Origin of the sequence: Trichocoleus sp. FACHB-90, assembly GCF_014695505.1 — a bacterium.
GTDB classification, from domain to species: domain Bacteria; phylum Cyanobacteriota; class Cyanobacteriia; order Cyanobacteriales; family FACHB-T130; genus Funiculus; species Funiculus sociatus.
Genome location: NZ_JACJOK010000005.1, coordinates 38,954 through 63,131, shown reverse-complemented (window position 1 = coordinate 63,131; position 24,178 = coordinate 38,954). Strand labels below are relative to the sequence as shown.

The following is a 24,178-nucleotide window of genomic DNA, read 5'->3' as shown; positions in this document are numbered from 1 at the left end:
AGGAGGAACTCCGCGACATTTATGAAACGAGTCCAACCGTAAAAATTGGATTTAAGCGACTCAAAAGCTGGTTGAATTCTGCCCGCATTATTTTCGGAAAAGCTGTTCATAGTATTGAGAATCATCTGGTTGAAATTAGTCATTACTTTGTTAGTAAAACGACGAGCGGAGTGATGGAAGGAATTAATAATAGAATTAAGTTAATTATTCGGCAGAGCTATGGTTTTAAGAGCTTTGAATCTTTACGAGAGAAGCTGCTAGCTTGCTTATTTAAATAAAATTTACTTATACCCATAAGTACAGGAGAGCCGAACTTGTAAGAGAAGGAGGAGTACGATCAACCCAAACCATTGTTTTTGGTTTGACTCCTTTTTGCTTAAAAGTTTCACTCGCAAGCCCATCACCAATCCGCCAATCCCATTCACTCATGAATTTGTCATAAGACTTTTCCACGTCTGCACCATTAGTATCAGTGAAATAAATCTTTCCTCCTTGAACTTTATCGTTGTATCCGCGAACTGCTACCCAGTGCATTTCGGGCCACGTGCCAAAGACTATTCCTGGTTTGAAACTACCAACTCGACGCAATACAAGTACAGGTTTGCCCTGACTCAATAGACTTTTAAGTTTGCCGAGATCAGACCCACTTTCATACTTGGCATTTCCTCCTTCCCATCGATTCATTACATCCCGTAGTTCCCAAGGTTCAAATCCTGTTTTGAAACCACTTGAATCGAAACATTTTTTTAGAATCCCTGACCCAATACAAATCCTTGGAGGGATAATTCCTTTTTCGCGCTGGCTAACCGATCTTACCTGTTCATAATTTACGCGATGACCATAGAATGCCAAAACTCTTGCAGCAGAGTTTGGTCCACAACTCCAGCTATCATCCTGATTACCTGTACTCGGCAGTGTCAGCTTTACGTTTCCGTTTCTTATGTCTGCCTGCTGTGCAGTTGCAGGACTTGGAGAGAGCAGAGAATCATTCGGCAACAGGAGAGACGTTACAATGCTGCCCACCGCAATTACAAACGCTAAAAGCACTAACGAAAGATATTTTTTCACTACAGCAACCTCAAAACTTGAAACGAGGAATTAGAAAACAAAAAACTGTCTTCTCTCACAGACAACATCGACTGACACATCTAGCAAAGATTTAGCGGTCTAACGACAACGAGTGCAAAGACTTTCTGCGGAGCCAGCTAACTAGGAATTGTGCAGCCAGTTCCGGGAGAATACTCTTTTTGGTCAGCTTATCCCGCACATCTGTGGTTTAACTGTGAACAGGCATTAGTAGCTTTTGCTCTGCCTTAACTTAATTGATAGCCCACCCCCGATCGCACTGTCGGTGAGAAAAAGTGAGTTCTTTCCACAGAGGGATGTAAATTTTCTGTAACGTTGCCTAATTACAGCCTCAAACACTCAGCAAACATAACCTTTAGGTCAAAAGCACTAGCGATCCCTCAACCTTTAGATTGAAGCGTAAATAAACGCGATCGCACTGCGGCAACTAATCTCCGCTAATCTCCACCAATGTCTCGCCTGCTCTCAAAAGTTCCAGTGCCTCTCGCAATGTAGCGCTTAGAATCTCTCGCAACCGAGTGTTTGATGTATTACCACACGTCAACCAAATAATTTGCGGCGGTGAACCTAGACGATCGACCAAGTCAACAAAGTCTCTGTCTTTGGTCATTACGATAACTCCTTGCGCCTTGGCTGCCTCGAAAATCTCCTGATCTTCAGCGTCTCTCAGTCCAATATCGCGCAAGGCTACTGCTATTACCCCAAGTGTATTAGTAATCCAGATGGCGATCGCAGGCGGTAGTTGTGCATCTACCCAGATTGTCATGCAACCAACACTGGATGATTAAGTTTACGAGAGGCGTATGATAGCGCTGCTTTGAGATCATCCGCCTCCAAATCCAGCATTTCTTCTAAAATTTGTTCGGCACTCAAACCAGCCGCGAACAAATCCAGCACGTCGGATACCCGAATTCTCATACCACGAATACAAGGACGACCACCACACTGCTTAGGATTGACGGTAATTCTTTCAAGCAAGTTTGACATACGGCTTCACTCAAAGATGAATCTTTACCTCAGTGTGAATCACATTTGTCAAAGTTGCAAATTGCTTTGGATTTGCTAGGTAAAGCTTGAACAACCCAAAGGCTTTGGTGTAGCCTTCTCTAGGCATTCTTCTTGTCAGTGAAAAAAAGTGAATTGCTTTATGTAAAGCTTTGGTGAATTTTGCTTAAACGTTGCGGGTAGGCAAAGAAAAGTCAGTAACATTGACACAACAAATGACAATAGTTAACTGATGACAGAACAAGAAGCGATCGCTCTCGTTGATACTCTTTTATGTTCTGCCCATTTGGGACAAAAACTCAATGATGTGCAGTCGGTTGTGTTTATAGAAACATGGACGGGACGATCATACGCAGAGATTGCCAAGCAGTTAGGTTATCAAAACGACTACATTAAACAAGTGGGTTCGCAGTTGTGGCGAAGTCTTTCTCAACTCTTCGGCGAACCAGTCTCCAAGCGCAATATTCAAGCGGTTTTGCGTCGCTACCAACAATCGCAACAAGGTAAGCAAGATTGGGGTGAAGCGATCGACGTTTCCCGATTTTACAATCGCCACGAGGAACGGCGATCGCTAGAAAGTTGGATTCTTGAAGATTGCTGCCGCTGGATCGGCATTTTCGGACTCGGTGGGATGGGTAAAACTGCCCTTTCTGTGAAAATCGCTCAACAGGTGCGTTCGCGAAGCGTCTGTGAAGCAGAATCGCAATTTGAATTCGTGATTTGGCGGAGTTTGCAGCAAGCACCGCCCCTAAATGCTTTAATCCGCGAGATTTTGCCTATTTTAACCAGAGAAACCGAAACCCCAGACGCTTCGATTAACAGCTTTATGGCACAGTTGCGCGTCAAACGCTGTTTATTAGTCCTTGATAACGTAGAGTCAATTTTGCAAGGCAAAGAGCGCAGTGGACAGTATCAATCCGGTTATCAAGATTATCGCTGCTTATTCGAGCGAATTGCCGACGAACCCCACCAAAGTTGTCTTGTTATCACCGGACGAGAGAAACCCGGCGGTTTTACCGTGCGGGAGGGGAAAAACTTGCCAGTGCGATCGCTTCTACTCAAAGGACTCGCAGCAGCAGATGGCGAAGAAATCCTCATCGATAAAGGCGTAAACGCAACCGAGTTGCAACGACAAGCAATTGTCAATTACTTGGGAGGAAATCCTCTTGCTCTCAAAATTGCTGCTACTACTATTCAAGAACTCTTTAGCGGCGACGCGCAGGCGTTTTTAGCCCAAGGAAGTACCGTTTTTAGCGATTTGTGGGATTTACTCGAACAACAATTTGAGCGTTTATCTCCTCTGCAACAAAAGATAATGTACTGCTTAGCAATTCACCCAGAAGGGGTAACGCCAGCAAAGTTACAAGCAGAAATCTTGTCCAAAGTGTCTGGGCGAGAGTTACTAGAGGTCTTAGAGTCATTGAAAGAGCGATCGCTTGTTGACGTTATAAACGGGAACCTAAAACAACAACCCGTAATTCTGGAATATGTCACCCAACGCCTGATTCAAACCATCAAGCAAGAAGTTACAACAACCAACGTGAATCTGTTTAGAAGCAATACTTTAATTAAAGCCCAAACACAATACTTACTTGCATGATGCTCAATTTCAGTTTATCTTACATCCTTTAACAAAGCGACTGCTTACTCGCTTTGTTAAGCAGTATGTTGAGTCGTAAATTAGCAATACTAACCCGCTCAATTAAGTAAAAATATTTGTTTAAAATTTTGCTTTCCTCAAGCGTTTAAAAAACTTCCACTTGCTACTTCCGACTCGCTACATTATGAAACCCACCTACTTCGGAAAGAGTGTAAAGCGGTCTACCTTTGACTTCTTCGTAAATTCGTCCAATGTATTCCCCTAAAATGCCGATACTTACCAGTTGTACAGCACCTAAAAAGAAAATAGCAACCAGAATAATTGTGAACCCAGTTAAAGGCGATTGGGGGACAAAAATCCGCCAATAAATAACTAACAAACCCATAAAAATTGCGGCAACAGCGGCGAGTAAACCTACATAGGTAGAAATTCGCAACGGTACTTTAGAAAAAGACACTAAACCATTTATCGCCAAAGACAAAGATTTGCTGAAGGTGTATTTTACTTCACCAGCAAAACGAGGATGACGCTCAAAGTATACAGCTGTTTGCTGGAAGCCAATCCAAGATCGCATTCCTCGAATGTAGCGATCGCGTTCTGGCATGGAATTAAGTACTTCCACTACTTGCCTATCCATCAAACAAAAATCCCCCGTGTCCGTGGGAATGTCTACATCAGCTAATTGCTTGAGTAGGCGATAAAAGACGTAAGCTGTAAAGCGTTTAAACCAGCTTTCTTTCTGGCGTTGGGTACGCTTAGCATAAACCACATGATAGCCTTGTCGCCACTTTTCCACCATGTCAGGAATTAACTCTGGCGGATCTTGTAAGTCAGCATCAAGGATAACTATTACTTCACCCCGGACATAATTTAAACCAGCTGTTACCGCAATTTGGTGTCCAAAGTTACGCGCCAAGCTTAGATAGCAAACTCGCGGATCTTTTTCATGCAAATCTCGCAGCAGTTCTAAAGACCGATCTTTACTACCATCGTTGACTAGAATTAACTCCGCCTGGTCATCCAAGCGATCCATTAATTCACTTATTCGTCGATACAGTTCCGGGAGAGTGTTCTCTTCGTTGTACACCGGAATTACCAAAGAATACTTTGGTGTCATTGATTATTAGGCATCTCGCCTTTTGACAGAAACAACTTTTAAAATTTTCTCAGAAAAAAGTTCTTTTTTCTGGTATTATAGGTTTTATTAATTAAAAATAATATGGTTTTCTTAATAATGGAAATATTAGCCAATAGTGTTGAAGCACAGATTTCCATTATTAAAGTATACGCCAACAGGTAGAAAAAGTATAGTGATTGCTACAAAAAAAACATTTTTTTAACCTTCAAATGAAAAGAAAAAGAGAAGATTTTTTTTCATTTTTAGATACTAGCCTCTAATTTATTGGGAATACCTTCACAACCGCCCGGAATTGTGGATCTAGTTTCCTCGCCTCCCCAAGCACAACAGTATTGACGCTGTTCTTCGGAGAGTTGCTGTACACCTGTGAAATCAGCATTTTCTACCACAGCGCCAGTAAAAACGCCAGTTCTGTAATTGGGGTAGGGGGGTTGAGTGTGACTCCGTGGGGTGGCGGTCTCCGCTGAACCGTAGAACAAGCGGGTAGCTTTAAAGTCAGCACCAGCAAGATTAGCTCCGTACAAAATAGCACGAGACAGGTTAGCTTTGACTAAATCGCAGTTGCTCAAATTGGCACCGATGAGATTAGCTTCGCTCAAGTCGGTGCGGCGCAGATCGGTATTAGACAAATCTGCCTTAGCCAGCATTACCCCCAAATCGATGACGCGCACACCGTTGACGCGATCTTCAGCATAACCTCCAGCACCGTCAAAAATGGCTCTCCCTAAGCGGCGATCGCGTTCTAGGGGAGTCAGTAATTTCGAGGTTGACAAGAAACGGAGAATTTTCGATTTCCCGCTAGAGTCTACACTGCTAAGAATAGCGGCGGTGCGTCCTTCAGCGAGTAACCGCTCTTGAGGCCAATCTTCTAGAAGTCCTTCTTCATCTAATACTAAGTCAGAGATGCCCTGAAAATAAGTATCAATCGTTTGCTGCTGGGTAATAATATTTTGCTGAGCGGTGAGATCGTTTTGCTTAATCGTCAAATCTCTGGAAATAATATATTGTCGCCACGCTACATATACAGCTAAAACGGCAATGAAAATTTGCCCGACAGCACCAGTCCATTCTGCCAGAGATCCGATTTCGTCCCATTTTTGCTGGTTCGCCCATTCATTAAGGCGTTGGTTGATACCACTGAACTTGAGTAAAGCGAAAATCGATACTATTGCTCCCACAACAGCTACTATGATTGAGCGCTGTTTTGCTGGAACCAACTCATCCAGCAGCGGTTGGGAACTAATCCACAGTACGCGCAGGGAAATCAACCCGCCGACAAGCGCCCCCGACACCCCAATCCAGAAATTATTGATAGATAACCCAATGACGACCAAAGCGATCGCCATAAAGATAATTGGCGATACTACAGGAATAGAGGGAGTTTGTTTGTTGAGTAGGAGACTTCGCGGCATTTTAGCCAATTGTTGCTCATATTGACTTTGCGCCTCAGCGGAGGGCGATCGCATCTGAGGGAGTTGGTTGTTTTCAGGCGAACTTTTCCCATTCTGACTATCAGGGGCGTTTGTGGGTAAGTTTGACTGGCGAGGATCGGGCGGTGTCGTCATGTGTCGATTTAATTAGCCTAAGATAACCCATGCTTTATTTGTGTGCTTCGTAGCTGGGTTAGTAGCATTTCCATTTGCCTTAGTTTGGATTGTATCACTGACGCTGTGGCGATTGGTACGCGCTCAACTGAGGCTGAAGATAAATTGTGAATGATCTTCGCTCACAAAAGCTACAGGCTGCGGTGATTTTAAAAGCGCGATCGCTATTATAAAACAAGCAAGTTAACAGAAAATAGGAGCATAATTTATGAATGCACAATTAGTTGACTCCCTAGTTCAAGTTATTTTAGCTCTCTCACCGGATGAGCGATCGCTACTAGAAGAAAAATTATTTGGGAATATACCCTACCCTTCAGCCCTTGAATTAGCGCACCTTGCAGAAAGCGGAGGAAATTTTGACTATCTGCACGATGAACCGGATATTTATACCCTCGAAGATGGAGAACCAATCTAGTGACAGTAAAAAAAGGATATATTGTCCTAGTTAATTTTCCCTTTACAGACTTGAGTACAACAAAATTACGTCCTGCCTTAGTGCTGGCGTTAAGCTCTACAATAGATGAAGTAACTCTTTGCTTCATTTCGTCTCAAAATGTCACCATTTTAAGTTCGGAAGAATTTGCTCTTGATGTTTCAGATCCAGAATTTGTTAATACTGGATTGAGAGTTGCCTCTAAAGTGAGAGTAACTCGAATTGCTACTCTTGAGAGTAGATTAATTATCAGACGCTTGGGAGAGTTGGGAAGTCTGCAAATGCAGCAATTGAACGCCGTGATGATACGGGCATTTCAAATAATTTAACCTGTGCAATTTGCAGCCAGAAATCACAAGAACGTTTTGGAGTAGTTTAAAAATGCGATCGCGTCCCTATTTTCCTCTGCGCCTCAGCGGTTCAATAAAAGATGCGATCGCGCTACCTACAACCCCAAATCCACCGCCACACGATGAGCGCAAGCAAACCCCGAAAACGCCACCGCATTTAAACCCTGTCCCGGAAACGTACTATCTCCCACACAATAAAGTCCCGGAATAGCAGTTCTATTAAACGGCATTCCCAACAATCCTAATAACTTGCGGCCCGGAATCGGCCCATAAGTGCCATCTTCCCGATTTAAAAAGCGCCGATGAGTGCGAGGAGTCCCAACTTCTAGATAATCTAAACTTGCATCTAAGCCTGGGAAAATCTTCTCCAAACGCTCAATAACTCGCCCGGCTGCTGCTTCCTTCTTCTCTTCGTATTCGCTAGAAGAAAGTTCCTGCCAATTTTCAATCGAATCCGGGGTAAATGCGTGCAGAATGTGATAACCTTCTGGTGCTAAATCCGGGTCAAGCAAGGTAGGAATTGACAAAAAGATAGTGCCTTGTGTCGCTTCCATATTTTCCCAATCTTCCAACAAAATATGGTGACATTCTGTTCCCACTGGCAAAACATCTGCTTTAACTCCCATATGCAAACTCAAGAAACTGGGAGATTTTTGATAACGTTTTTGCCACTTCTTCTCAGATGTTGGCATCTCCTCTGGTGGTAATAACTTCTCGAAAGTATCCCAGCGTGTCGCATTAGAAACGATGCGCTTAGCGCGATATACTTTTCCATCAGCCAACTCAACGCCAACGGCGCGATTATTTTCTGTGACAATTTTCGTTACTCTGGCTTTATACTGAATTTCCCCGCCAACTTTTTCCAGTCCTTCCACCAGTTTTTGGGCGATTTGTCCCACACCGCCTTTAGGATAGTTGATGCCGCCATAGTGCCGATCTGAGAATACCATCCCGGCGTTAATCATCGGAGTGCGATCGCTTGGCACAACTGACCAGATGTAACAGTCCATGTCGATGAATTGCAGCAGTTGCGGGTCGCTAATGTACTTCCTGGCAATATCACCAACATTTTGCGGCAAGTATTTCACCAAACCCAGACACGCCAACGGGTGCTGGAAAAACACCCGCGCCAGATACCGGGGTTCTTCCAGCGATAGCAATTCCATCGCATTTAGACAATTAAAAACCTTCCAACATTCATCGTAAAACTTGCGAATACCCTCACGCTCATGCGGAAAATTAGCAGTTAGTTCTTGCAAAAATTTTTCATAATCGCGATGAATTTTCAGGCCTAAGCCGTTAGGCAAATGATAGTGAATCTGTACGCTATCGGGAATAGTTTCTAGGCTGACGTTTACAGCTTCCAGGGCGCGGGTGAGCAAGTTGGTAGTACCTTGAGTACCAAAACCAAAAATCATCGATGCTCCCACGTCAAAGCGATACCCTTCCCGTTCAAAGTATCCGGAACTACCTCCGGGAATTAAGTAGCTCTCCAGTACCAGAACTTTAGCGCCTTTCGCTGCTAGCTGGGTTGCACTCACCAGCCCTCCAATTCCAGAACCGATAACAATAACATCAAACGTCGATGCAGCGGAGGTATGGATAGAAGTTGCAGGCATGGAAGAGAAAGGGAATTACTTAACGTTTCTGAGTTTAACGTCTTATATTACATCTCGCCTCAAAAAAAAAATGGGACTAGCTTGCAACTGCACACCCAGCCCCACCTGCCGATCCTTAATGAGAGGAGAACACTAAAAATAAATATAGCCTTGTTGATAATATATGTCAATACTGTTGAAAATTATTTTCAACAGTATTGATTTCTCGTTGGACGGGATGCCAAACAGAGGCGACGAGAAGAATCGCTCTTAGCGTATGATAGGTCAGGTCTTTGAGCTGGCATCCCTCAGTCAAGATAAGCAACTATGACTCTTCAACTGCGTGTCTACGTTCCTCCCCATCCCCTGATTAAGCACTGGCTGGCTGTAGCTCGCGATGCAGCAACGCCGTCGGTGTTGTTCAAGAGCGCGATGAAAGAACTGGGGCGCTGGCTGACTTATGAGGCAATTCGGGACTGGCTACCGACGATAGAAACGACGGTGCAAACACCGTTAGCTGAATGTCCTGCCACTTTTATCAATCCAGAAGTGCCGCTGGTTGTGGTGCCGATTCTCCGAGCAGGATTAGGATTATTAGAGGGGGCGCAGACTTTGCTGCCTTTGGCTTCGACTTATCATATCGGTTTGGTGCGGAATGAGGAAACTCTGGAAGCCAGCTGTTATCTCAACAAAATGCCAGAGCAATTTCATCCCCAAACGCGAGTTTTAATTACTGACCCGATGCTGGCGACGGGTGGGACAATTATGATGGCGATGGCAGAGTTGACTAAACGAGGCATCGACCCAGCTTTGACGCGGATTATTTCTGTGGTAGCAGCGCCACCAGCGTTGCAGAAGCTTTCCTCAGCTTATCCGGGTTTGATTGTCTATACGGCAATGATTGATGAGGGTCTGAACTCTCAGGGGTATATTGTACCGGGATTAGGAGATGCAGGCGATCGCACGTTTGGGACATAGGGATTGGGGATTGGGAATTGGGAATTGGGAATTGGGAAAAAGTCTTACCTAGTCCTTAGTCCCCAGCCCCCAGTCCCCAGTCCCCAATCTCCTCTACTCCCCTAGTCGGTAGGCAGGGGGGTCAGCGAAAAGTTACCCTAAAAACAGTTGAAAAAAGATCGTGACGGTAGTTAAAGATGAGTCAGCGCGATGGTTTTGGAAGCGGATTTCTGGCTGGGACTATAGTTGGCGGTCTAGTCGGTGGGATTGTCGGGGCGCTGATTGCTTCTGGACGCACGTCGGAAGCTGATGCCAAAGATGCGTCTCTGCTGAATTCGGGAGCGTCAGAAGCTAAAGCTGGCAAAGGTAGAAAGCGTCAACTCAAAGACTCAGATAGTATTGAATTTGCACGGCGGAGCTTAGAGGATAAAATTGCCCAACTCAATGCGGCAATTGATGATGTCCGGACTCAGCTTGGCAATGTAAATGGAAACGCTGTGGAAATAGAGCGGGAGCGATTCTCTCCCTCTGACGCACTCTCGTCCCTACCTAAAGATCCCTAAACTCAAAGTAGAGCAAATCCGTTAAACTAACTTCAAGTTTCAAGCGTTCACCGATTATCAAAAGGAAGCTTCAACACCAATGAATTCTTCAGCCGATTTACTAATCAACACTATCTCCACCTTTCTGAACATCTATGTTTTTCTGTTGATTGTGCGGATTCTCTTAACTTGGTTCCCCACAATCAACTGGATGAACCAGTTGGCTTCTACCTTGAGTCCGATTACAGACCCCTATCTCAACATCTTCCGTTCTATCGTTCCGGCGATGGGTGGTCTAGATATCTCGCCAATTTTAGCGATTTTGCTGCTGCAAATCTTGGCACAGTTGTTTGGCAGCATTCAAATGAGTCCCGCTGGTTTCTAAGATTTTAGATTCAGTCCAAAATCTAAAATTGGGTGTTAGCGGCGAACTGTGCCTGTAAACCCAGCGGCTTTGAACTGCTTGAGCTGCAAGGGAGTCGGCTGATTTGCCGGAACTGAAATTCTCAGTTCAAAATCACTGACTCCAGGCGGCACTTCTTCGATTGAACCCAGGCGCGTCCGGTTTTGCATCACCGAGTCTCCATTGGCATCGTAGATGCGACCAAAGATATCGGCGTTCAGAACTGGCTTATTAGAGCTATTTTCGGCTTTTCCGGTGACTATAAAGCAATTAGCTGCACGGCTCGCTCCGGTACTCGTAACCGCTCCTTGGCCTATATCAGCCGGGCAGTCATGGTAGGTAACTTCAGAAAGTTTAATCTGTGTCAGTGCCAATGCAGGGGGACTAAACAGCAAGCTGAATATCCCGATGAGGCATGACATCACAAGAATAGAGACGGCTCGAAATCGCATAAACCCCACCATGACTTAGGTTTTTCGGTGACATCAATCCTCAGCTTACCGCGAATCTAGGTCAAAGAAGGGACTCTTGGCTGGAGAGAGAGGGAATTATTAATTAGCAATCTTTCAATTAGCACTTGTCCCTTTTTGACCAAATAAACTCTTACGGTGCCTTGAAAGCTCTGCGATAATAGGCGATAAACTCTAAATGAGCGTTCCGATACAGGGCATTGCCACTCAGAATTTGTAGGATAACTCTAGGGAGTGGTAAGAGTCCACTTTGTAGAAAATATTGACATGAATCCATCTGAGATTGATGCAGCTCTGCAAGCAGCATTTAGCCAGTGTGACAAAATGTTGTGTTCTCTGAGTGAGAAGCAAAAACAAATTTTGCTGCAAGTCGTTGTTGAGGAACTGATAGGTGTTGCGTTGGGTATTCCTGAGCCTGAGAATGGGGATGGCGATCGCACTAATCCTCTTGCAGAACTAACATCAGAGCAACGCAGGGTTTTGCTGCAATTTGTCAAGGAGCAAGAGAGAGAAAATCGCCCTTGGAAAATAAAATTACTAAATGACTGGCTGAATAATCAAGACTCTGGAGAAATGCAATTTATTCGCGATCGCTATGGTTTTCAATGGCTAAATCGCGTCCAGCCAGTTCACTTAGCCGAGTATTATCAGTTAAAGCTAAAAGTAGGCGATCGCATTGAAGTCTCGAATGGTCTTTGGGAATGGGTGCAAGAAAATGGCCCCTGTAGCCGCGAATGGTTTCCCTGTACGGTGGTTGGAGTTTCCGAGACAGCAGAGGGCGAGAGAACCTATACTAACTGCATCATCCGCTTTGATAATGGGACTGAGTACGAGATTCAAGGCATTTACGACTGGAACAGCTTTAACTGGCGATGGGCAAATAATTGAAGGCTCTTAGGCAAAAAAAGGGCGTTTCGTTATTGTATTGCTTGGCGCATTACGTCTACTGGTGGCTCTTTGTCTAACCAGAATTTTAGAGCGATCGCGCCTTGTTGGACGAGCATTTCTAAGCCGTCGATGGCGATCGCACCTTGTGTTTTTGCTTGTTGTAGAAACTTGGTGGGGCGGGGCGTGTAAATTAAGTCATAGGCGATCGCGTCTTTCTTCAATCGCGCCATTACACCTGTATCGACGGGAGACTGATCAACTTTGGGAGACATACCTACTGGTGTTGTATTAACTAGCAAATCTGCTTGAGAAATTAGATTTGGCAGGTCTTCCCAAAGATGGATGTGTAAATTATTAATTGCTAAGGGTGAATCAATCCAACTCTGTTGAAAAGCCTTTAAATTCTCTGGGTTACGCCCGACAACATGAATAGAAGCACAGCCGAGTTTAGCGCAACCTGCAACCACTGCTCTCGCTGCGCCGCCATTACCTAAAATTACTGCTTCAGTTTGACTCCAATCGCGGTTATAAGCTATCAGAGGCGCGATAAAGCCTTCGACATCAGTGTTGGTGCCAATCCAACCCCGATCAGTGTTTTTGACGGTGTTAACCGCTCCCACAGCTTGGGCAATATCGGATACTTCTGATAGCAGGGGAATAATTGCCTGTTTGTGGGGGATAGTGATGCTGAAACCAACAACACCAATAGCCCGAAAACCTGCGATCGCATCCTCTAAATCTTTCGGTTGCACCGGGAAAGGCAGATAGATGTAATCTATTCCTAGAGAAGCGATCGCTGCATTGTGCATCTTGGGAGACTGGGAATGCTCGACGGGATGACCAATCACCCCTAAAAGTTTAGTTGTACCTTTAATCAGCTGCATTAAGTAAAAATCGGTTAAAATTATCACTCCTTTAACAATACGTCATTGGGAATTGGCGATTCTTAAGTTCCTAATGACCAATGACTGCGGAAGTTGTATGTCAAAATCAGGATAACGAATACTAGGCCACCATGCTGGGAAGACTACTAGGGGGGCGCTATAAACTAATCGAGGAATTGGGATCGGGAGGATTCGGCCAAACTTACATTGCCGAAGACACACAGCGACCCGGAAAGCCCAAGTGTGTTGTTAAGCATCTCAAACCAGCTCGTCAAGATCCCGCTTTTTTAGCGATCGCTCGGCGTATGTTCAACACCGAGGCAAAAACTCTCGAAAAGCTGGGACACCATACCCAAATTCCCCATCTGCTGGCATATTTTGAAGAAAATAAACAATTTTACCTAGTTCAGGAATTCATTGAAGGACATCCGCTCGCCGATGAATTGTGTCACAAACAACTGAGCGAAGCTGAGGTAATTGACCTCTTGCAGGATCTGCTGGGCATTCTGGAGTTTGTTCACTCTTATCACGTCATCCACCGCGACATCAAACCGAACAACTTGATCCGCAGGCAGGAAGATGGCAAATTAGTCTTGATAGACTTTGGTGCTGTAAAAGAAATCCATACCCAGCTGGCAACAGAGTCAGGCCAAACCAACATTACCGTGGGAATTGGCACCCAAGGTTATGTACCCAGTGAACAACTAGCGGGTAAACCAAGATACAGCAGCGACTTGTATGCCTTGGGGATAACGGCAATTCAAGCGTTGACAGGGGCTAAACCTTCTCAGTTGCCAGAAGATCCCGAAACCTGCGAAATTATTTGGCGGGATAAAGTAAAGGTTAGCGATCGCTTGGCAGAAATATTAGACAAAATGGTGCGCTACCACGTCCGGGAACGCTACCAGTCTGCCACAGAAGTAAGTCTTGAACTCCAACAACTGCAACAGGATTTATCTGCGCCGACCGATGAAAATCCCTTTGCCAAAACCAGAAAAAGGGTAGGTGCTGCTATAGCGATCGCAATTACCAGTATGGTAGCCAGTGGCTTAGTGCTGGGAGTGCGACAGACGGGAGGAGTAGAATCGCTAGAACTGGCAGCATTCGATCAAATGGTGCGGTTGCGTTATTTGACGCGGACGTGGGAAGACTTAGACCGAAAGCAACCGATGGAAGGGCCAGATTCTCGCCTGCTGGTTGTTGAAATCACCGATGCAGATATTGCGGCTCAAGAAAAATATCCTTTAACTGACCGAGTTTTAAATCAGTTATTAAAGAAACTGGAAAGTTATAAACCGCGTGCCATCGGCTTAGATATTTACCGAGATTTACCTGTACCGCCTGGTTATCCAGAGTTAGAGAAGACATTGCAAACAAGCGATCGCATCATCACTGTTTGCAAAATGAGTAATCAGGATAACCCTGGAATTGCACCCCCAAAAGCAGCATCTGAAGACAGCGTTGGCTTTAACGATTTAGTCATTGACCCTGATAACAAAGTTCGTCGCAGTCTTTTGTTTGCCAACGACGACAACGGTGCTTGTAAAACAAGTTACTCGTTTGGCGCTCAACTAGCACTACACTACTTAGAAAAAGAAGGTATCCAAGCAGAAGGAACCTCCGAAGGGCATCTCAAGATAAATTCAACTATATTCAAACGCTTAAAACCCAATTTTGGCGCATATCAGAACGCTGATTCTGGAGGCTACCAGATTGTTTTGGATTATCGTTCCGCTCACAATATCGCGCCGCAGGTAACGCTTAGTGATGTCCTCACAGGCGAGATTAACCCGAATTTGGTAAAAGATCGCATCGTCATTATCGGTGTGACATCAAGCAAAAAGGATAACGCTTTTTACACTTCCTACGGTGGCGGTCGGAAGATGTTCGGGGTGCTGGTGCAAGCACAGGTGATCAGTCAAATGCTCGGTGTAGTTCTGGATAATCGACCGCTGATTTGGGACTGGTCTGAATGGGCGGAAATGCTATGGATTGCCGGATGGGGACTTGGGGGAGCAGTTTTGGTTTGGAAAATCCGTCGTCCTCTGGTGTTGATTGTGGGTGGAACTGCAACCCTGGGAGTTATATTTTTTACCGGGTTCTATTTATTTACTCAAGGCGGATGGGTGCCAGTCGCGGCTCCAGCTTTAGCCGTAGTTGCCAATGGCTCGGCTTTCGTGCTGCTGCGGCTGTATCGGTCAACCCAAAAGCACTTCCAAGACACAAAGAAGCGGAAACCTCCTACATCTGCGGATAACCAGCCAAAGGTAGACCCAATTTACGTAGGAGACACGCTTCCACTTCAGGAAGTTAGCTTCCTGTCAGGCGCACAAACAACCGTGGGAGGAAGTTTAGAGCCTCATCAGTGTCAGCCGTATTCGGTCAATGGCACTAAGGGGCAGCTATTGACGGTGAAAGCACAAGAAGGCAATGTGAATATTGAGGTAATTGCGCCGAATGGGGAAACAGTCGGGAAGGTGAGTGAGCGATCGCACTGGCAAGGGATACTACCTACTGATGGCGATTACAAGGTTAAAGTTTATGCGGCTGATGCCTCTGTGTATGCAGTTAGTTTGGATGTTGTAGATAATACTTCAGCCGGAAGCACCGCAGCCACAATTGTCAGCATTCACACCTGATCTGCCATTTCTCGTTAACGAGACTTAGATAATTTTATTTACAAGCGTCGCAGCAGTTCTGGCAACAATTTACCAGGAACTTTAGAAAGGGCAAGATTTTGCCCTTGCAAACCACGTTCGCGATAAAATGCTCGAATTGTCTGCACAACTAATGAAAGAGCAGATTCATACGAATCAGGTTGATCGCTAAAGCCTTGCAACGCTTGTAAATGGTAGTGTAACGCTGCCTCTAAATGCTCTAGCTGAGATGTTTTTTCTAAAGAAAACTTCTTATCTGTCCCCATTTGATAATGAGCCAATCCCAGATTATTCTGAGTAGCAGATACATCAAATGTCACTGGAACTGGGGGATTATTGTTGCTAAGAAACTCGACAAGCGCGATCGCACTCTCATAAGCTGCAATACACATCTGTAAATATTGTTGCTGCCCCTCTGGGTTAACTTCTACCTGAGTTGCCAAATGCCAATAAGCCGTACCCAAATTATTCTGCGTCGCCGCACAACCTGCTGGTGCTGACTGAGGCGTGCGATAAGTCAGCGCACTTTGATAAGCCGCAATCGCAAGTTGTAAAAACTCTTCCGGTTGTTCGTACTGGGCAAGATTCCAGTATGCCGTGCCGATATTATTTTGCAGCATTGCCCAGTTAAGGGAATCTCGCTCTGGATTGTAGAATGGAAGTGCTTCGGTATAAGATGCGATCGCGCATTTGAGATGCGTAACTGGCTGTTGCTGTTGCGCCAAATGCCAATAAGCCGTACCCAAATTATTCTGCGTCGCCGCATATTTCAGCGGTTCATCTTCTGCGGAACGATAACGCAAAGCTTCCCCATACGCCAAAATCGAATTCTGCAAGTTTTGGGCAGTATCTTGATGACGGGCTAAATCCCCATACGCCGCCCCCAAGTTATTTTGAATCATGGCGTAGCTGTGGGGTGCGTCGTCAGGATTGAACTTGGTTAAAGCAGTATGATATGCGTTAATTCCTTGCTCAAGATAAGCCAGCATCTCCTGGGAATCCGCAGCATAGCGAGATAGCATCCAATAGAGATTACCCAGATCGTTGAGAATATCAGCAGCTAACGGCGAGGATTCTTCCAACCATGCCAATGCTTGATCGTAAGCCTGGATAGCCGTTATTAGATTTTCCTGGGAAGTATTCGATTGTTCAATGCGATCGCGATAATAATTTCCCAGCCTTAAATATGCTTGTGCAAGTTCTTCCGGTGGGCGAGATTGCTGTAATTGCTCAATCTCTTGCAAAGATTGCACCGCATCGGCAGGATTAAGGATAAAGGGTGCTTTCTCCTCTTCCCCCTCGCCGCTTGTCACGGGCGTACCTGGTTCCTTTTTGAAATCCTCCTTCTGGGATGGCGGATTTTCCTGATGGGCGAGGCTAAATTTATCTAATTCACTGCCCAGAATGTGCCACAGATTTTCCTGGGGTACCGCCGTCTCCTCTTGGGGAACAGTCTGGCGGGGGAATTCCTGTAGAGAGGTTGCCATCAATGTTCTTAAATCTGAAGCTGGTGCGGGTTCCCCTTCAAACTCAAAAACTCCCGTGTGCCATCGCCAAAACTCAGGTGCCGACGTCTCAATAGCGCGCAACCAAGGGCGAGGCATCCACAGCAACAGGCTAGACTCTAAATTAGGCAGACTGCGCTCAATTGTCTTTAGCGAGTTCAGGAAGAATCCCTGCACCTTCGCTGATTGTTTGGTTAATAACTCAACACCTAAAATTTGAAATCCAGGCGGGTTATTGCTTGGTGGCGGGTGTTGCCCTAACCAGCGATTAATCTGCGCTACAGGATGCGGTTGGCTCAAATTCAAGTTTAAGCTTACCAATCGCGGATATTCTCTGGAAGCCGGAGGACGGAAGACGGAATTAATTCCACCTGCTTTACCTCTGCTGTCTTCCGAAATTGCCAACTCTGCGTGTAACCGCGCCGCTAGACGATTTCTCAGGCTAATATCATCGCATACCGCTATAAAGATTTGGCGGCGCAAACCCAGACTCAGCGCCTGTTTCAATCGCTGGTAGATTTGCCGATTCACCAAAGAAATTTTCCGGTGAGCGGTATCCGTCACCGTCATGCTGGCAGGGGAGTGTCCGTTAACTTGTGCCACAGACGCTATTGAGGGGCTAGGAGGGGCTAGGGACTAGGAACTGGGGGCTGGGGACTAGGGGCTAAAAAGGGAAAAGTCAAGAATTCTTTTTTTGCCTTTTTCCTTTTATATGATTGCCTTCCTATGGTGGATATACAGCTCTTCTAATTACTGTTGTCTAGCTCAGGATTAAACGCAACTATCGTCTATCAGCCAAAAGGATGAATTCATATTTCACAATTTTCGCTAAGGGCTACAGAAACTAACAGGAGCCGGGTCGGTTGGCCGATCGGTAGTCAATCCAACTAAACCTGTCAAATTGGTATTGGGTTTCGCTTCTGCACAAGCCCTACCTACAAGGTTGCTGGATATATTTATAAGTATCTTGGCACCAAACAGCGGCAAGAGGAAATAGCTAAAAGTGATACTTTAACGATGATTTAGGAAATTTTCAGGAGTTGTTTAAAATGCTTGGATTAGCGGCATAAGCAACACTAACAGCTAAACTAATGTAGGTTTTCTAAATTTAATTTTACTAAAAATTAAATTATACTATTTATAATAGCGTTAATTAGTTGATTATTTTACAATTAGATTTTGGTTAAGCAGTTTTGACAGGCTCACAGCGCGAGAGGAAATGAAGGTAGTGGCGAAAAGCCGCGTCTATCATACATACGCGATCGCGATCACACCTGGAAAACAGCCTCTTTTAGTCAGGAGTTGGATAAGGGGTAGCACTTTAAGGAATCTCCGATTCTAAAAAAGCGCTTTAAAATTGGACATAGAGCGGATACACCGTTAATTATAGAGTTAAATCCCTGAAAGCAAGTAGATTAGAATTATTTGGCAGCACCGTGCCTACAACAATACCAGAGCTTGATCTAAAGAACCTGTTTCCGTTTGAACTAGACGAATTTCAGTCGGAAGCGATCGCAGCGTTAAATGACGATTGTTCCGTAGTCGTGTGCGCCCCAACAGGTGCGGGAAAAACGCTGATTGGGGAATACGCTATACACCGCGCCCTGCATCGCGGAGGGCGAGTATTTTACACCACGCCCTTAAAAGCACTATCCAATCAGAAATTACGAGACTTTCGCGAAGTCTTCGGCGCAGACAGGGTAGGTTTATTGACTGGCGATGTCTCCATCAACCGGGATGCCCCAATCCTAGTGATGACGACAGAAATCTTCCGCAATATGCTTTACGGCACCCGCATCGGCGAAGTCGGCACCTCCCTAGCTGGAGTCGAAGCCGTCGTGCTAGATGAGTGCCACTACATGAACGACCGCCAACGCGGTACCGTTTGGGAAGAATCAATCATCTACTGCCCCCACGAAGTCCAGCTAGTAGCCCTTTCCGCCACCGTCGCCAACAGCGACCAACTCACCGACTGGCTGAATCGCGTTCATGGCCCAACAAAGCTAATATATTCCGAGTTTCGCCCAGTTCCCTTGCAATTTCACTTTTGCAATCCCAAAGGACTGTTTCCCCTGCTGGACGACTCGCGAAAGAGAATTAACCCCCGCCTCAAACCCAAAAGACAACAAAAAGAAAAAGGCAAAAGGCAAGAAAGCCCCAGCTTAGTTTACGTCCTGGGTCATCTGTGGCAAAGGGATATGCTCCCGGCGATATACTTCATCTTTAGCCGTCGGGGTTGCGACAAAGCAGTAGAAGAGTTGGCTGATATAACCCTAGTCAACGAACAAGAAGCGAAAATTTTAAAACAGAAAGTAGAGGAATTTTTAGCGCGAAATCCCGAAGCAGCACGCAGTGGCGGGGTGGAACCGTTGCTCCGGGGTATTTCCTCCCACCACGCCGGAATTTTACCAGCCTGGAAAGGTTTGGTAGAGGAACTGTTTCAAGAAGGCTTGGTAAAAGTGGTATTTGCCACAGAAACCCTGGCAGCTGGGATTAATATGCCTGCCAGAACCACAGTAATTTCCAGCCTTTCCAAGCGCACAGACCGGGGACACAGACTGCTAACAGCTTCCGAATTTTTGCAAATGTCGGGACGGGCAGGACGACGGGGAATGGACACTACAGGTCATGTAGTGACATTACAGACACCATTTGAAGGTTCCAAGGAAGCGGCTTATTTAGCAACCTCTGGCGCTGATCCTTTGGTGAGCCAGTTTACCCCCAGCTACGGCATGGTTTTAAACTTGCTGCAAACCCATAGCATAGAAGAAGCTAGAGAGTTAGTCGAACGCAGCTTTGGGCAGTATTTGGCGACATTGGATCTTAAACCGCAAGAACAAGCGATCGCAGATTTGTCAGCAGAACTGGCGCAAATTGAAAGCATACTTCAGACAGTAGACGGCAAACTGATCCAAAACTATGAAAAACTGGTTGCTCGGCTCAAAGAAGAACGCCGCTTACTGAAAACCTTAGAACATCAAGCCGAAGAAATGCGATCGCGCGAAATTGCGATCGCCCTCACTACCGCCTCACCCGGAACCCTCCTCAACCTAAAAGGCAAACACGTCCCCGTCTCATCTCCCATACCAGCAATATTAGTCGCCCGCATACCCGGTTCCGGCCAATTGCCCTACCTGGGTTGCTTAGGCGCAGATAACCGTTGGTACGTAGTCACGACCGCCGACGTAGTAGGTTGCCAAGAATGGTCTCGCTTATCTGAAGTCGAATCCCTACAGCCACCGCCAGAAATATTCAAAGCCAAGCCAGGACAATCCAAAAGCAGCACAGAAGCCACCGCTGAAATTGCCCGTCAGATTGGATGGGCATCCAGCCGCGTTCATGGTTCATCCCAACTAGGCAACGAACCATCAACCATCAACGATGAATATCCAGAAGTCATAGCCCAACAGCAGCGACTCGCCGCAGTAGAAGCGCAACTGAAAAATCACCCCGCCCTACAGTGGGGCAACCCCGCCCTCTTAATCAAACGAGCTTCGCGGCGGCAGATGTTGCAAGACCAAATCGCCCAATTGCAAGCCCTGCTTCAAGAACACTTAGCACGCCACTGGGAAGAATTTCTCGACCTGATGGAAGTTTTGCGCCATATGGGCGGACTCGATAACGTAACGCCGACACCTTTGGGAGAAGCCGCCGCCGCCATCCGCAGCGATAACGAGTTGTGGGTTGCTTTGGCGCTGATGTCGGGAGAAATGGACGAATTAGACCCCCAACACCTAGCAGCCGCCTGTGCCGCCTTTGTCACCGAAGCACTGCGCCCCGACAGCTGGACAAGATACGACACACCCTCAGAGGTGGAACAATCTTTAGGCAGGTTGCGGACTTTGCGCCGTCAGTTGTTCCAGCTACAGCGTCGCTATCGAGTCGCACTGCCAGTCTGGATGGAGTATGACTTAACTGGTTTGGTGGAAAGTTGGGCATTAGGCGAGCAATGGCCGCAGCTATGCGCTAACACCAGCCTAGATGAAGGGGATATAGTCCGGGTGCTGCGTCGAACTGTGGATTTATTATCTCAGATTCCCCATATTCCCCATGTGTCAGATTCCTTGCAGCGCAATGCTTATCGGGCGATTCATTTAATTGATCGCTTTCCGGTTAATGAGAGTGTTGCTTAGAATTAGCAATGGCTAATGGCTAATAGTTAATGGCTAATGGTGCAACTATTAGCCATTAACTAATGACACAGGCTTATATTTCACCTGGGCTACAGACTAAGATTTGCAGGAGCAGCTTGTGTTGAGGAGTGGTTTTCGTTTTTCAGAAAAATTCAAAAGGCGATCCCCCTTAAAAAAGGGAGCAGCAAAAGAAAGAATAATCTTTTCTTCTTTGTTTGCTTATTTTTTGCCTTTTTCCTTTTTACTTTTACCTTCTTCTGTTAGTGCCGCACCTGGTGTAATGGGTGTGGTGAAAAGCCAGACAAATGCAACCCAATGGGAAGGTATTACAAGACGCTTGGGGTTGAGTGGTGTCGCCTACTGTATTGTTGACTTGCAGCAAATTCGACAAGCGGCAGATTTGGCAGGTACGCAGGTTTTATTTTTACCCAACGTTGAAACTCTGAGTGCTGTACAGGTACAAGCGTTACAAGACTGGATGGGTAAGGGCGGGCGCGTTATTGTCAGCGGCCCCGTGGGGACTTTATCCCAGCCGGATGTGCGAAGTAAATTGCGATCGCTTCTGGGCGCATACTGGGGATTTAGCCTGCAAAATCCCTCCACCCTCGCCCCCACCTCCGGAAAAAACCAGGGATGGATGCAACAGAACGGACTCGCCGGAATTATCCGCGGCGGCGTAATCATTCCCGCTGGGTTAACAAGTCAAACCGCCGCTGTCTGGAAATCCACCGAAAATCCCCCAGCAGTCGTGACTACAGACCGCTCAGTTTTTTTAGGCTGGCGCTGGGGAGTCGATACAGCCTCCGAACCCAAGCTAGATAGCGCCTGGTTGCGGGCATCCCTGACTCGCTACGGGGGAGTCGGGGATGCCCGCAACCCAGCACAACGAAATTGTACGCCACCGAATGCGATCGCAAGTTCTGCTTCCACCCCTGCAAAACCCCCTTCCCCAACCCCAACAAATCGCACTGCTGCACTTCCCCCCGCCTCTCCTGCATTCCAACTCCCAGACCTAAATGGCGAAGGTCTAGTAGCACCTGCTGGACTAGAAGTAAAACCCAGCTCCCAGCCCATCACAGCCTCACAAGCAATTGCCATGCGTCAAGAGCTAGAAGCTCTTATCGGTCGTTTTCAGAGCGCCCAGCTAGCCGCTAACACCCTTACAGGAGGATTGGAGAACCGGAGAACTTCCTCAACTCAAAACTCAAAAGTCAAAACGCCAAATCCGCTCAGTAATGCCCGCCTAGGGCTGCAAAACTTTCTTCAACTCGTTGCCCAAAAAAACTACACAGGAGCCAGACAACAGTGGCTTCAGGCGCGACGCATTCTATGGGACAACTACCCCAAAGACCGACCCCAAACCCAGCCAGAAATTCGGGCAATGTGGTTAGACCGGGGTACGATTATTCGTGCTGGTTCAGAGCAGCAATTAGCTAAAATTTTCGACCGACTAGCAGCAGCAGGGTTTAATACTGTCTTTTTTGAAACCGTCAATGCTGGATATCCCATTTACCCCAGTCGCGTTGCCCAAATTAAAAACCCGCTGGTGCGCGGCTGGGACCCCCTAGCATCTGCTGTCAAATTAGCCCGCCAGCGAGGCATGGAATTGCACGCTTGGGTATGGATTTTCGCCATTGGCAACCAGCGTCACAACGCCCTGCTCAACCTCCCCAAAGAGTATCCCGGCCCAGTGCTTGACCTCAACCCTACTTGGGCAGGCTACGATAACCGGGGGCGCATTTTCCATCTGGGTTCGGGTAAAACTTTTCTTGACCCTGCCAATCCAGAGGCGCGGCGTTATTTAATACAAATGTTGGAGGAAATTGTCAAGAATTATCAAGTTGATGGCGTTCAGTTCGACTATATTCGTAATCCCTTTCAAGACCCTAATGCCGGATATTCCTTCGGCTACGGTACAGCTGCTCGCCAGCAATTTCAGCAACTAACTGGCGTAGATCCAGTTAAAATTTCTCCAAAAGATAGAGACTTGTGGCAAAGGTGGACGCAGTTTCGCACTAATGCAATTGACAGTTTTGTAGCAGAAGCATCAATAAATCTACGCTCTATAAAAAGTAATCTCATTTTGTCGGCGGCAGTGTTTCCCTTTCCTAAAAATGAACGTCTGCAAAAACTGCAACAACATTGGGAAGTTTGGGCGCAACGTGGAGATATAGATTTAGTGGTGCCGATGACTTATGCTCTGGATACAAACAGATTGCAGAGTTTAACACGGCCTTTGCTAAGTCAAAATCAACTGGGTTCAACCTTGATTTTGCCATCTATTCGACTGCTGAATCTGCCGGATGTGGTGGCAGTAGATCAAATTCAGGCACTGCGAAATTTTCCTGCTAGTGGTTACGCCTTATTTGCTGCCGAAAATCTCAATGATAATCTGCAAGGAATCTTCCGTCGTACTCAGTCGGCACAAGCGATCGCATCCCCTCTACCTTATCGTCAACCCTTCAAAGCCGCAGCTGCCCGTTACGTTTCTCTACAACAAGAATGGACTTTTCTAGAGGCAAATAATCAACTTTGGATTAAAGAACCAGCTCTCTCGGAATGGCGTAAACAAGCAGATGCTCTCTCTAAGGCACTGAACCAGTTAGCAGATAATCCTTCTGCAAGTAATCTGACAATGGCAAAAGCCTTGTTAGCATCTTTTCAATTTCAATTTAAGAAATGGATGCAATCGGAAGGTTTAGAGCAACCTTATCAAGTCGAAGTTTGGGCAAATCGTTTGGCAACTTTAGAGAGATTGTTGCTTTATGGTGAGCGCACGCTGAAGTAAAAGTTAAAAAAATACCAGGAGAAAAGGAAATCGCGGCTATACGAACAAAGTCCGCCTGCGCGGACTCAATTCAGCCTGCCAAGAGCAGGCTTTGTTTGTGTAGCGCCAGACTTTAGTCTGAGCGCATTTTTGCAAAT

General features: G+C 46.2%; 20 protein-coding genes. 11 read left to right on the top strand and 9 right to left on the bottom strand.

Features of this window, described 5'->3' with window-relative positions; all coding sequences use genetic code 11:
- Positions 1 to 278, top strand: a 278-nt coding sequence (locus H6F74_RS00920) for a transposase (protein WP_190434894.1), incomplete at its 5' end; no start/stop codon positions are given.
- 7 nt (positions 279 to 285) lie between these two features.
- Here the strand turns inward: H6F74_RS00920 and H6F74_RS00915 are convergent.
- From H6F74_RS00915 to H6F74_RS00905, 3 genes are all read right to left on the bottom strand, one after another.
- Positions 286 to 1,068, bottom strand: a complete 783-nt coding sequence (locus H6F74_RS00915) for a C39 family peptidase (RefSeq protein ID WP_190434891.1) — start codon at positions 1,066 to 1,068, stop codon at positions 286 to 288.
- A 445-nt stretch (positions 1,069 to 1,513) separates the two neighbouring features.
- Positions 1,514 to 1,852: a DUF5615 family PIN-like protein gene (locus H6F74_RS00910; protein WP_190434888.1), complete on the bottom strand. Its 339-nt coding sequence runs from the start codon at positions 1,850 to 1,852 to the stop codon at positions 1,514 to 1,516.
- Positions 1,849 to 2,073 (bottom strand): DUF433 domain-containing protein, encoded by a 225-nt coding sequence (locus tag H6F74_RS00905; protein ID WP_190434885.1) that lies wholly within the window; start codon positions 2,071 to 2,073, stop codon positions 1,849 to 1,851. Before H6F74_RS00905 ends, H6F74_RS00910 begins: the two co-directional genes overlap by 4 nt.
- Positions 2,074 to 2,323: 250 nt before the next feature.
- Here H6F74_RS00905 and H6F74_RS00900 point away from each other — a divergent pair, with 250 nt between their 5' ends.
- Complete coding sequence (locus tag H6F74_RS00900) at positions 2,324 to 3,691, top strand: NB-ARC domain-containing protein (protein ID WP_199300730.1); 1,368 nt, start codon at positions 2,324 to 2,326, stop codon at positions 3,689 to 3,691.
- A gap of 163 nt (positions 3,692 to 3,854) precedes the next feature.
- Here H6F74_RS00900 and H6F74_RS00895 read toward each other — a convergent pair whose 3' ends face one another.
- Both H6F74_RS00895 and H6F74_RS00890 read right to left on the bottom strand, forming a co-directional pair.
- A complete protein-coding gene (locus H6F74_RS00895) occupies positions 3,855 to 4,808 on the bottom strand; it encodes a glycosyltransferase family 2 protein (protein ID WP_190434882.1) in 954 nt (317 codons plus the stop codon).
- A gap of 263 nt (positions 4,809 to 5,071) precedes the next feature.
- Positions 5,072 to 6,394 (bottom strand): pentapeptide repeat-containing protein, encoded by a 1,323-nt coding sequence (locus tag H6F74_RS00890; protein ID WP_190434879.1) that lies wholly within the window; start codon positions 6,392 to 6,394, stop codon positions 5,072 to 5,074.
- 247 nt (positions 6,395 to 6,641) lie between these two features.
- Between H6F74_RS00890 and H6F74_RS00885 the strand changes: the two genes are divergently transcribed.
- Both H6F74_RS00885 and H6F74_RS00880 read left to right on the top strand, forming a co-directional pair.
- Positions 6,642 to 6,848, top strand: coding sequence for a hypothetical protein (locus H6F74_RS00885; RefSeq protein WP_190434875.1), 207 nt, complete (start codon positions 6,642 to 6,644; stop codon positions 6,846 to 6,848).
- A complete protein-coding gene (locus H6F74_RS00880) occupies positions 6,848 to 7,195 on the top strand; it encodes a type II toxin-antitoxin system PemK/MazF family toxin (RefSeq protein ID WP_190434872.1) in 348 nt (115 codons plus the stop codon). Before H6F74_RS00885 ends, H6F74_RS00880 begins: the two co-directional genes overlap by 1 nt.
- Before the next feature lie 116 nt (positions 7,196 to 7,311).
- On the opposite strand, the gene crtH is transcribed toward H6F74_RS00880, so the two are convergent.
- Positions 7,312 to 8,835, bottom strand: a complete 1,524-nt coding sequence (crtH, locus tag H6F74_RS00875; RefSeq protein WP_190434870.1) for a carotenoid isomerase — start codon at positions 8,833 to 8,835, stop codon at positions 7,312 to 7,314.
- Positions 8,836 to 9,141: 306 nt separating this feature from the next.
- On the opposite strand from crtH, the gene upp reads away from it, so the two are divergent.
- The 3 genes from upp (at position 9,142) to H6F74_RS00860 (ending at position 10,698) form a co-directional block, all read left to right on the top strand.
- On the top strand, positions 9,142 to 9,792 hold the full coding sequence (gene upp, locus H6F74_RS00870) for a uracil phosphoribosyltransferase (RefSeq protein WP_190434867.1): 651 nt from the start codon (positions 9,142 to 9,144) through the stop codon (positions 9,790 to 9,792).
- 176 nt (positions 9,793 to 9,968) lie between these two features.
- Positions 9,969 to 10,334 carry a hypothetical protein gene (locus H6F74_RS00865; protein WP_190434864.1) on the top strand — a complete coding sequence of 122 codons (366 nt, stop codon included), beginning with the start codon at positions 9,969 to 9,971 and terminating at the stop codon, positions 10,332 to 10,334.
- 79 nt (positions 10,335 to 10,413) lie between these two features.
- A complete protein-coding gene (locus H6F74_RS00860; protein ID WP_190434861.1) occupies positions 10,414 to 10,698 on the top strand; it encodes a YggT family protein in 285 nt (94 codons plus the stop codon).
- Between the two features lie 35 nt (positions 10,699 to 10,733).
- On the opposite strand, the gene H6F74_RS00855 is transcribed toward H6F74_RS00860, so the two are convergent.
- On the bottom strand, positions 10,734 to 11,168 hold the full coding sequence (locus H6F74_RS00855; RefSeq protein WP_190434859.1) for a hypothetical protein: 435 nt from the start codon (positions 11,166 to 11,168) through the stop codon (positions 10,734 to 10,736).
- Between the two features lie 285 nt (positions 11,169 to 11,453).
- Between H6F74_RS00855 and H6F74_RS00850 the strand changes: the two genes are divergently transcribed.
- A complete protein-coding gene (locus tag H6F74_RS00850; RefSeq protein ID WP_190434857.1) occupies positions 11,454 to 12,074 on the top strand; it encodes a hypothetical protein in 621 nt (206 codons plus the stop codon).
- A gap of 29 nt (positions 12,075 to 12,103) precedes the next feature.
- Here the strand turns inward: H6F74_RS00850 and H6F74_RS00845 are convergent, their stop codons facing one another.
- The gene (locus tag H6F74_RS00845; RefSeq protein WP_190434853.1) at positions 12,104 to 12,958 is read right to left on the bottom strand and encodes a shikimate dehydrogenase; all 855 of its coding nucleotides are present in this window, start codon (positions 12,956 to 12,958) and stop codon (positions 12,104 to 12,106) included.
- Between the two features lie 131 nt (positions 12,959 to 13,089).
- On the opposite strand from H6F74_RS00845, the gene H6F74_RS00840 reads away from it, so the two are divergent.
- Positions 13,090 to 15,597 carry a CHASE2 domain-containing protein gene (locus H6F74_RS00840; protein WP_190434850.1) on the top strand — a complete coding sequence of 836 codons (2,508 nt, stop codon included), beginning with the start codon at positions 13,090 to 13,092 and terminating at the stop codon, positions 15,595 to 15,597.
- Positions 15,598 to 15,635: 38 nt separating this feature from the next.
- Here the strand turns inward: H6F74_RS00840 and H6F74_RS30815 are convergent, their stop codons facing one another.
- Positions 15,636 to 17,690: a tetratricopeptide repeat protein gene (locus tag H6F74_RS30815; protein WP_190434916.1), complete on the bottom strand. Its 2,055-nt coding sequence runs from the start codon at positions 17,688 to 17,690 to the stop codon at positions 15,636 to 15,638.
- Positions 17,691 to 18,556: 866 nt separating this feature from the next.
- Between H6F74_RS30815 and H6F74_RS00830 the strand changes: the two genes are divergently transcribed.
- Together H6F74_RS00830 and H6F74_RS00825 are read left to right on the top strand one after the other, a co-directional pair.
- Entirely contained in the window at positions 18,557 to 21,253 is a 2,697-nt protein-coding gene (locus H6F74_RS00830) for a DEAD/DEAH box helicase (RefSeq protein ID WP_190434847.1), read from the top strand.
- 226 nt (positions 21,254 to 21,479) lie between these two features.
- Entirely contained in the window at positions 21,480 to 24,041 is a 2,562-nt protein-coding gene (locus H6F74_RS00825; protein ID WP_190434845.1) for a family 10 glycosylhydrolase, read from the top strand.
- Positions 24,042 to 24,178 lie beyond the last annotated feature (137 nt).

Bases quoted from the DNA above. Each gene is read 5' to 3' on its own strand.
- H6F74_RS00910 (WP_190434888.1), bottom strand. From the start codon at position 1,852: ATGACAATCTGGGTAGATGCACAACTACCGCCTGCGATCGCCATCTGG.
- H6F74_RS00905 (WP_190434885.1), bottom strand. From the start codon at position 2,073: ATGTCAAACTTGCTTGAAAGAATTACCGTCAATCCTAAGCAGTGTGGT.
- H6F74_RS00900 (WP_199300730.1), top strand. From the start codon at position 2,324: ATGACAGAACAAGAAGCGATCGCTCTCGTTGATACTCTTTTATGTTCT.
- H6F74_RS00895 (WP_190434882.1), bottom strand. From the start codon at position 4,808: ATGACACCAAAGTATTCTTTGGTAATTCCGGTGTACAACGAAGAGAAC.
- H6F74_RS00890 (WP_190434879.1), bottom strand. From the start codon at position 6,394: ATGACGACACCGCCCGATCCTCGCCAGTCAAACTTACCCACAAACGCC.
- H6F74_RS00885 (WP_190434875.1), top strand. From the start codon at position 6,642: ATGAATGCACAATTAGTTGACTCCCTAGTTCAAGTTATTTTAGCTCTC.
- crtH (WP_190434870.1), bottom strand. From the start codon at position 8,835: ATGCCTGCAACTTCTATCCATACCTCCGCTGCATCGACGTTTGATGTT.
- upp (WP_190434867.1), top strand. From the start codon at position 9,142: ATGACTCTTCAACTGCGTGTCTACGTTCCTCCCCATCCCCTGATTAAG.
- H6F74_RS00865 (WP_190434864.1), top strand. From the start codon at position 9,969: ATGAGTCAGCGCGATGGTTTTGGAAGCGGATTTCTGGCTGGGACTATA.
- H6F74_RS00860 (WP_190434861.1), top strand. From the start codon at position 10,414: ATGAATTCTTCAGCCGATTTACTAATCAACACTATCTCCACCTTTCTG.
- H6F74_RS00855 (WP_190434859.1), bottom strand. From the start codon at position 11,168: ATGCGATTTCGAGCCGTCTCTATTCTTGTGATGTCATGCCTCATCGGG.
- H6F74_RS00850 (WP_190434857.1), top strand. From the start codon at position 11,454: ATGAATCCATCTGAGATTGATGCAGCTCTGCAAGCAGCATTTAGCCAG.
- H6F74_RS00845 (WP_190434853.1), bottom strand. From the start codon at position 12,958: ATGCAGCTGATTAAAGGTACAACTAAACTTTTAGGGGTGATTGGTCAT.
- H6F74_RS00840 (WP_190434850.1), top strand. From the start codon at position 13,090: ATGCTGGGAAGACTACTAGGGGGGCGCTATAAACTAATCGAGGAATTG.
- H6F74_RS30815 (WP_190434916.1), bottom strand. From the start codon at position 17,690: ATGACGGTGACGGATACCGCTCACCGGAAAATTTCTTTGGTGAATCGG.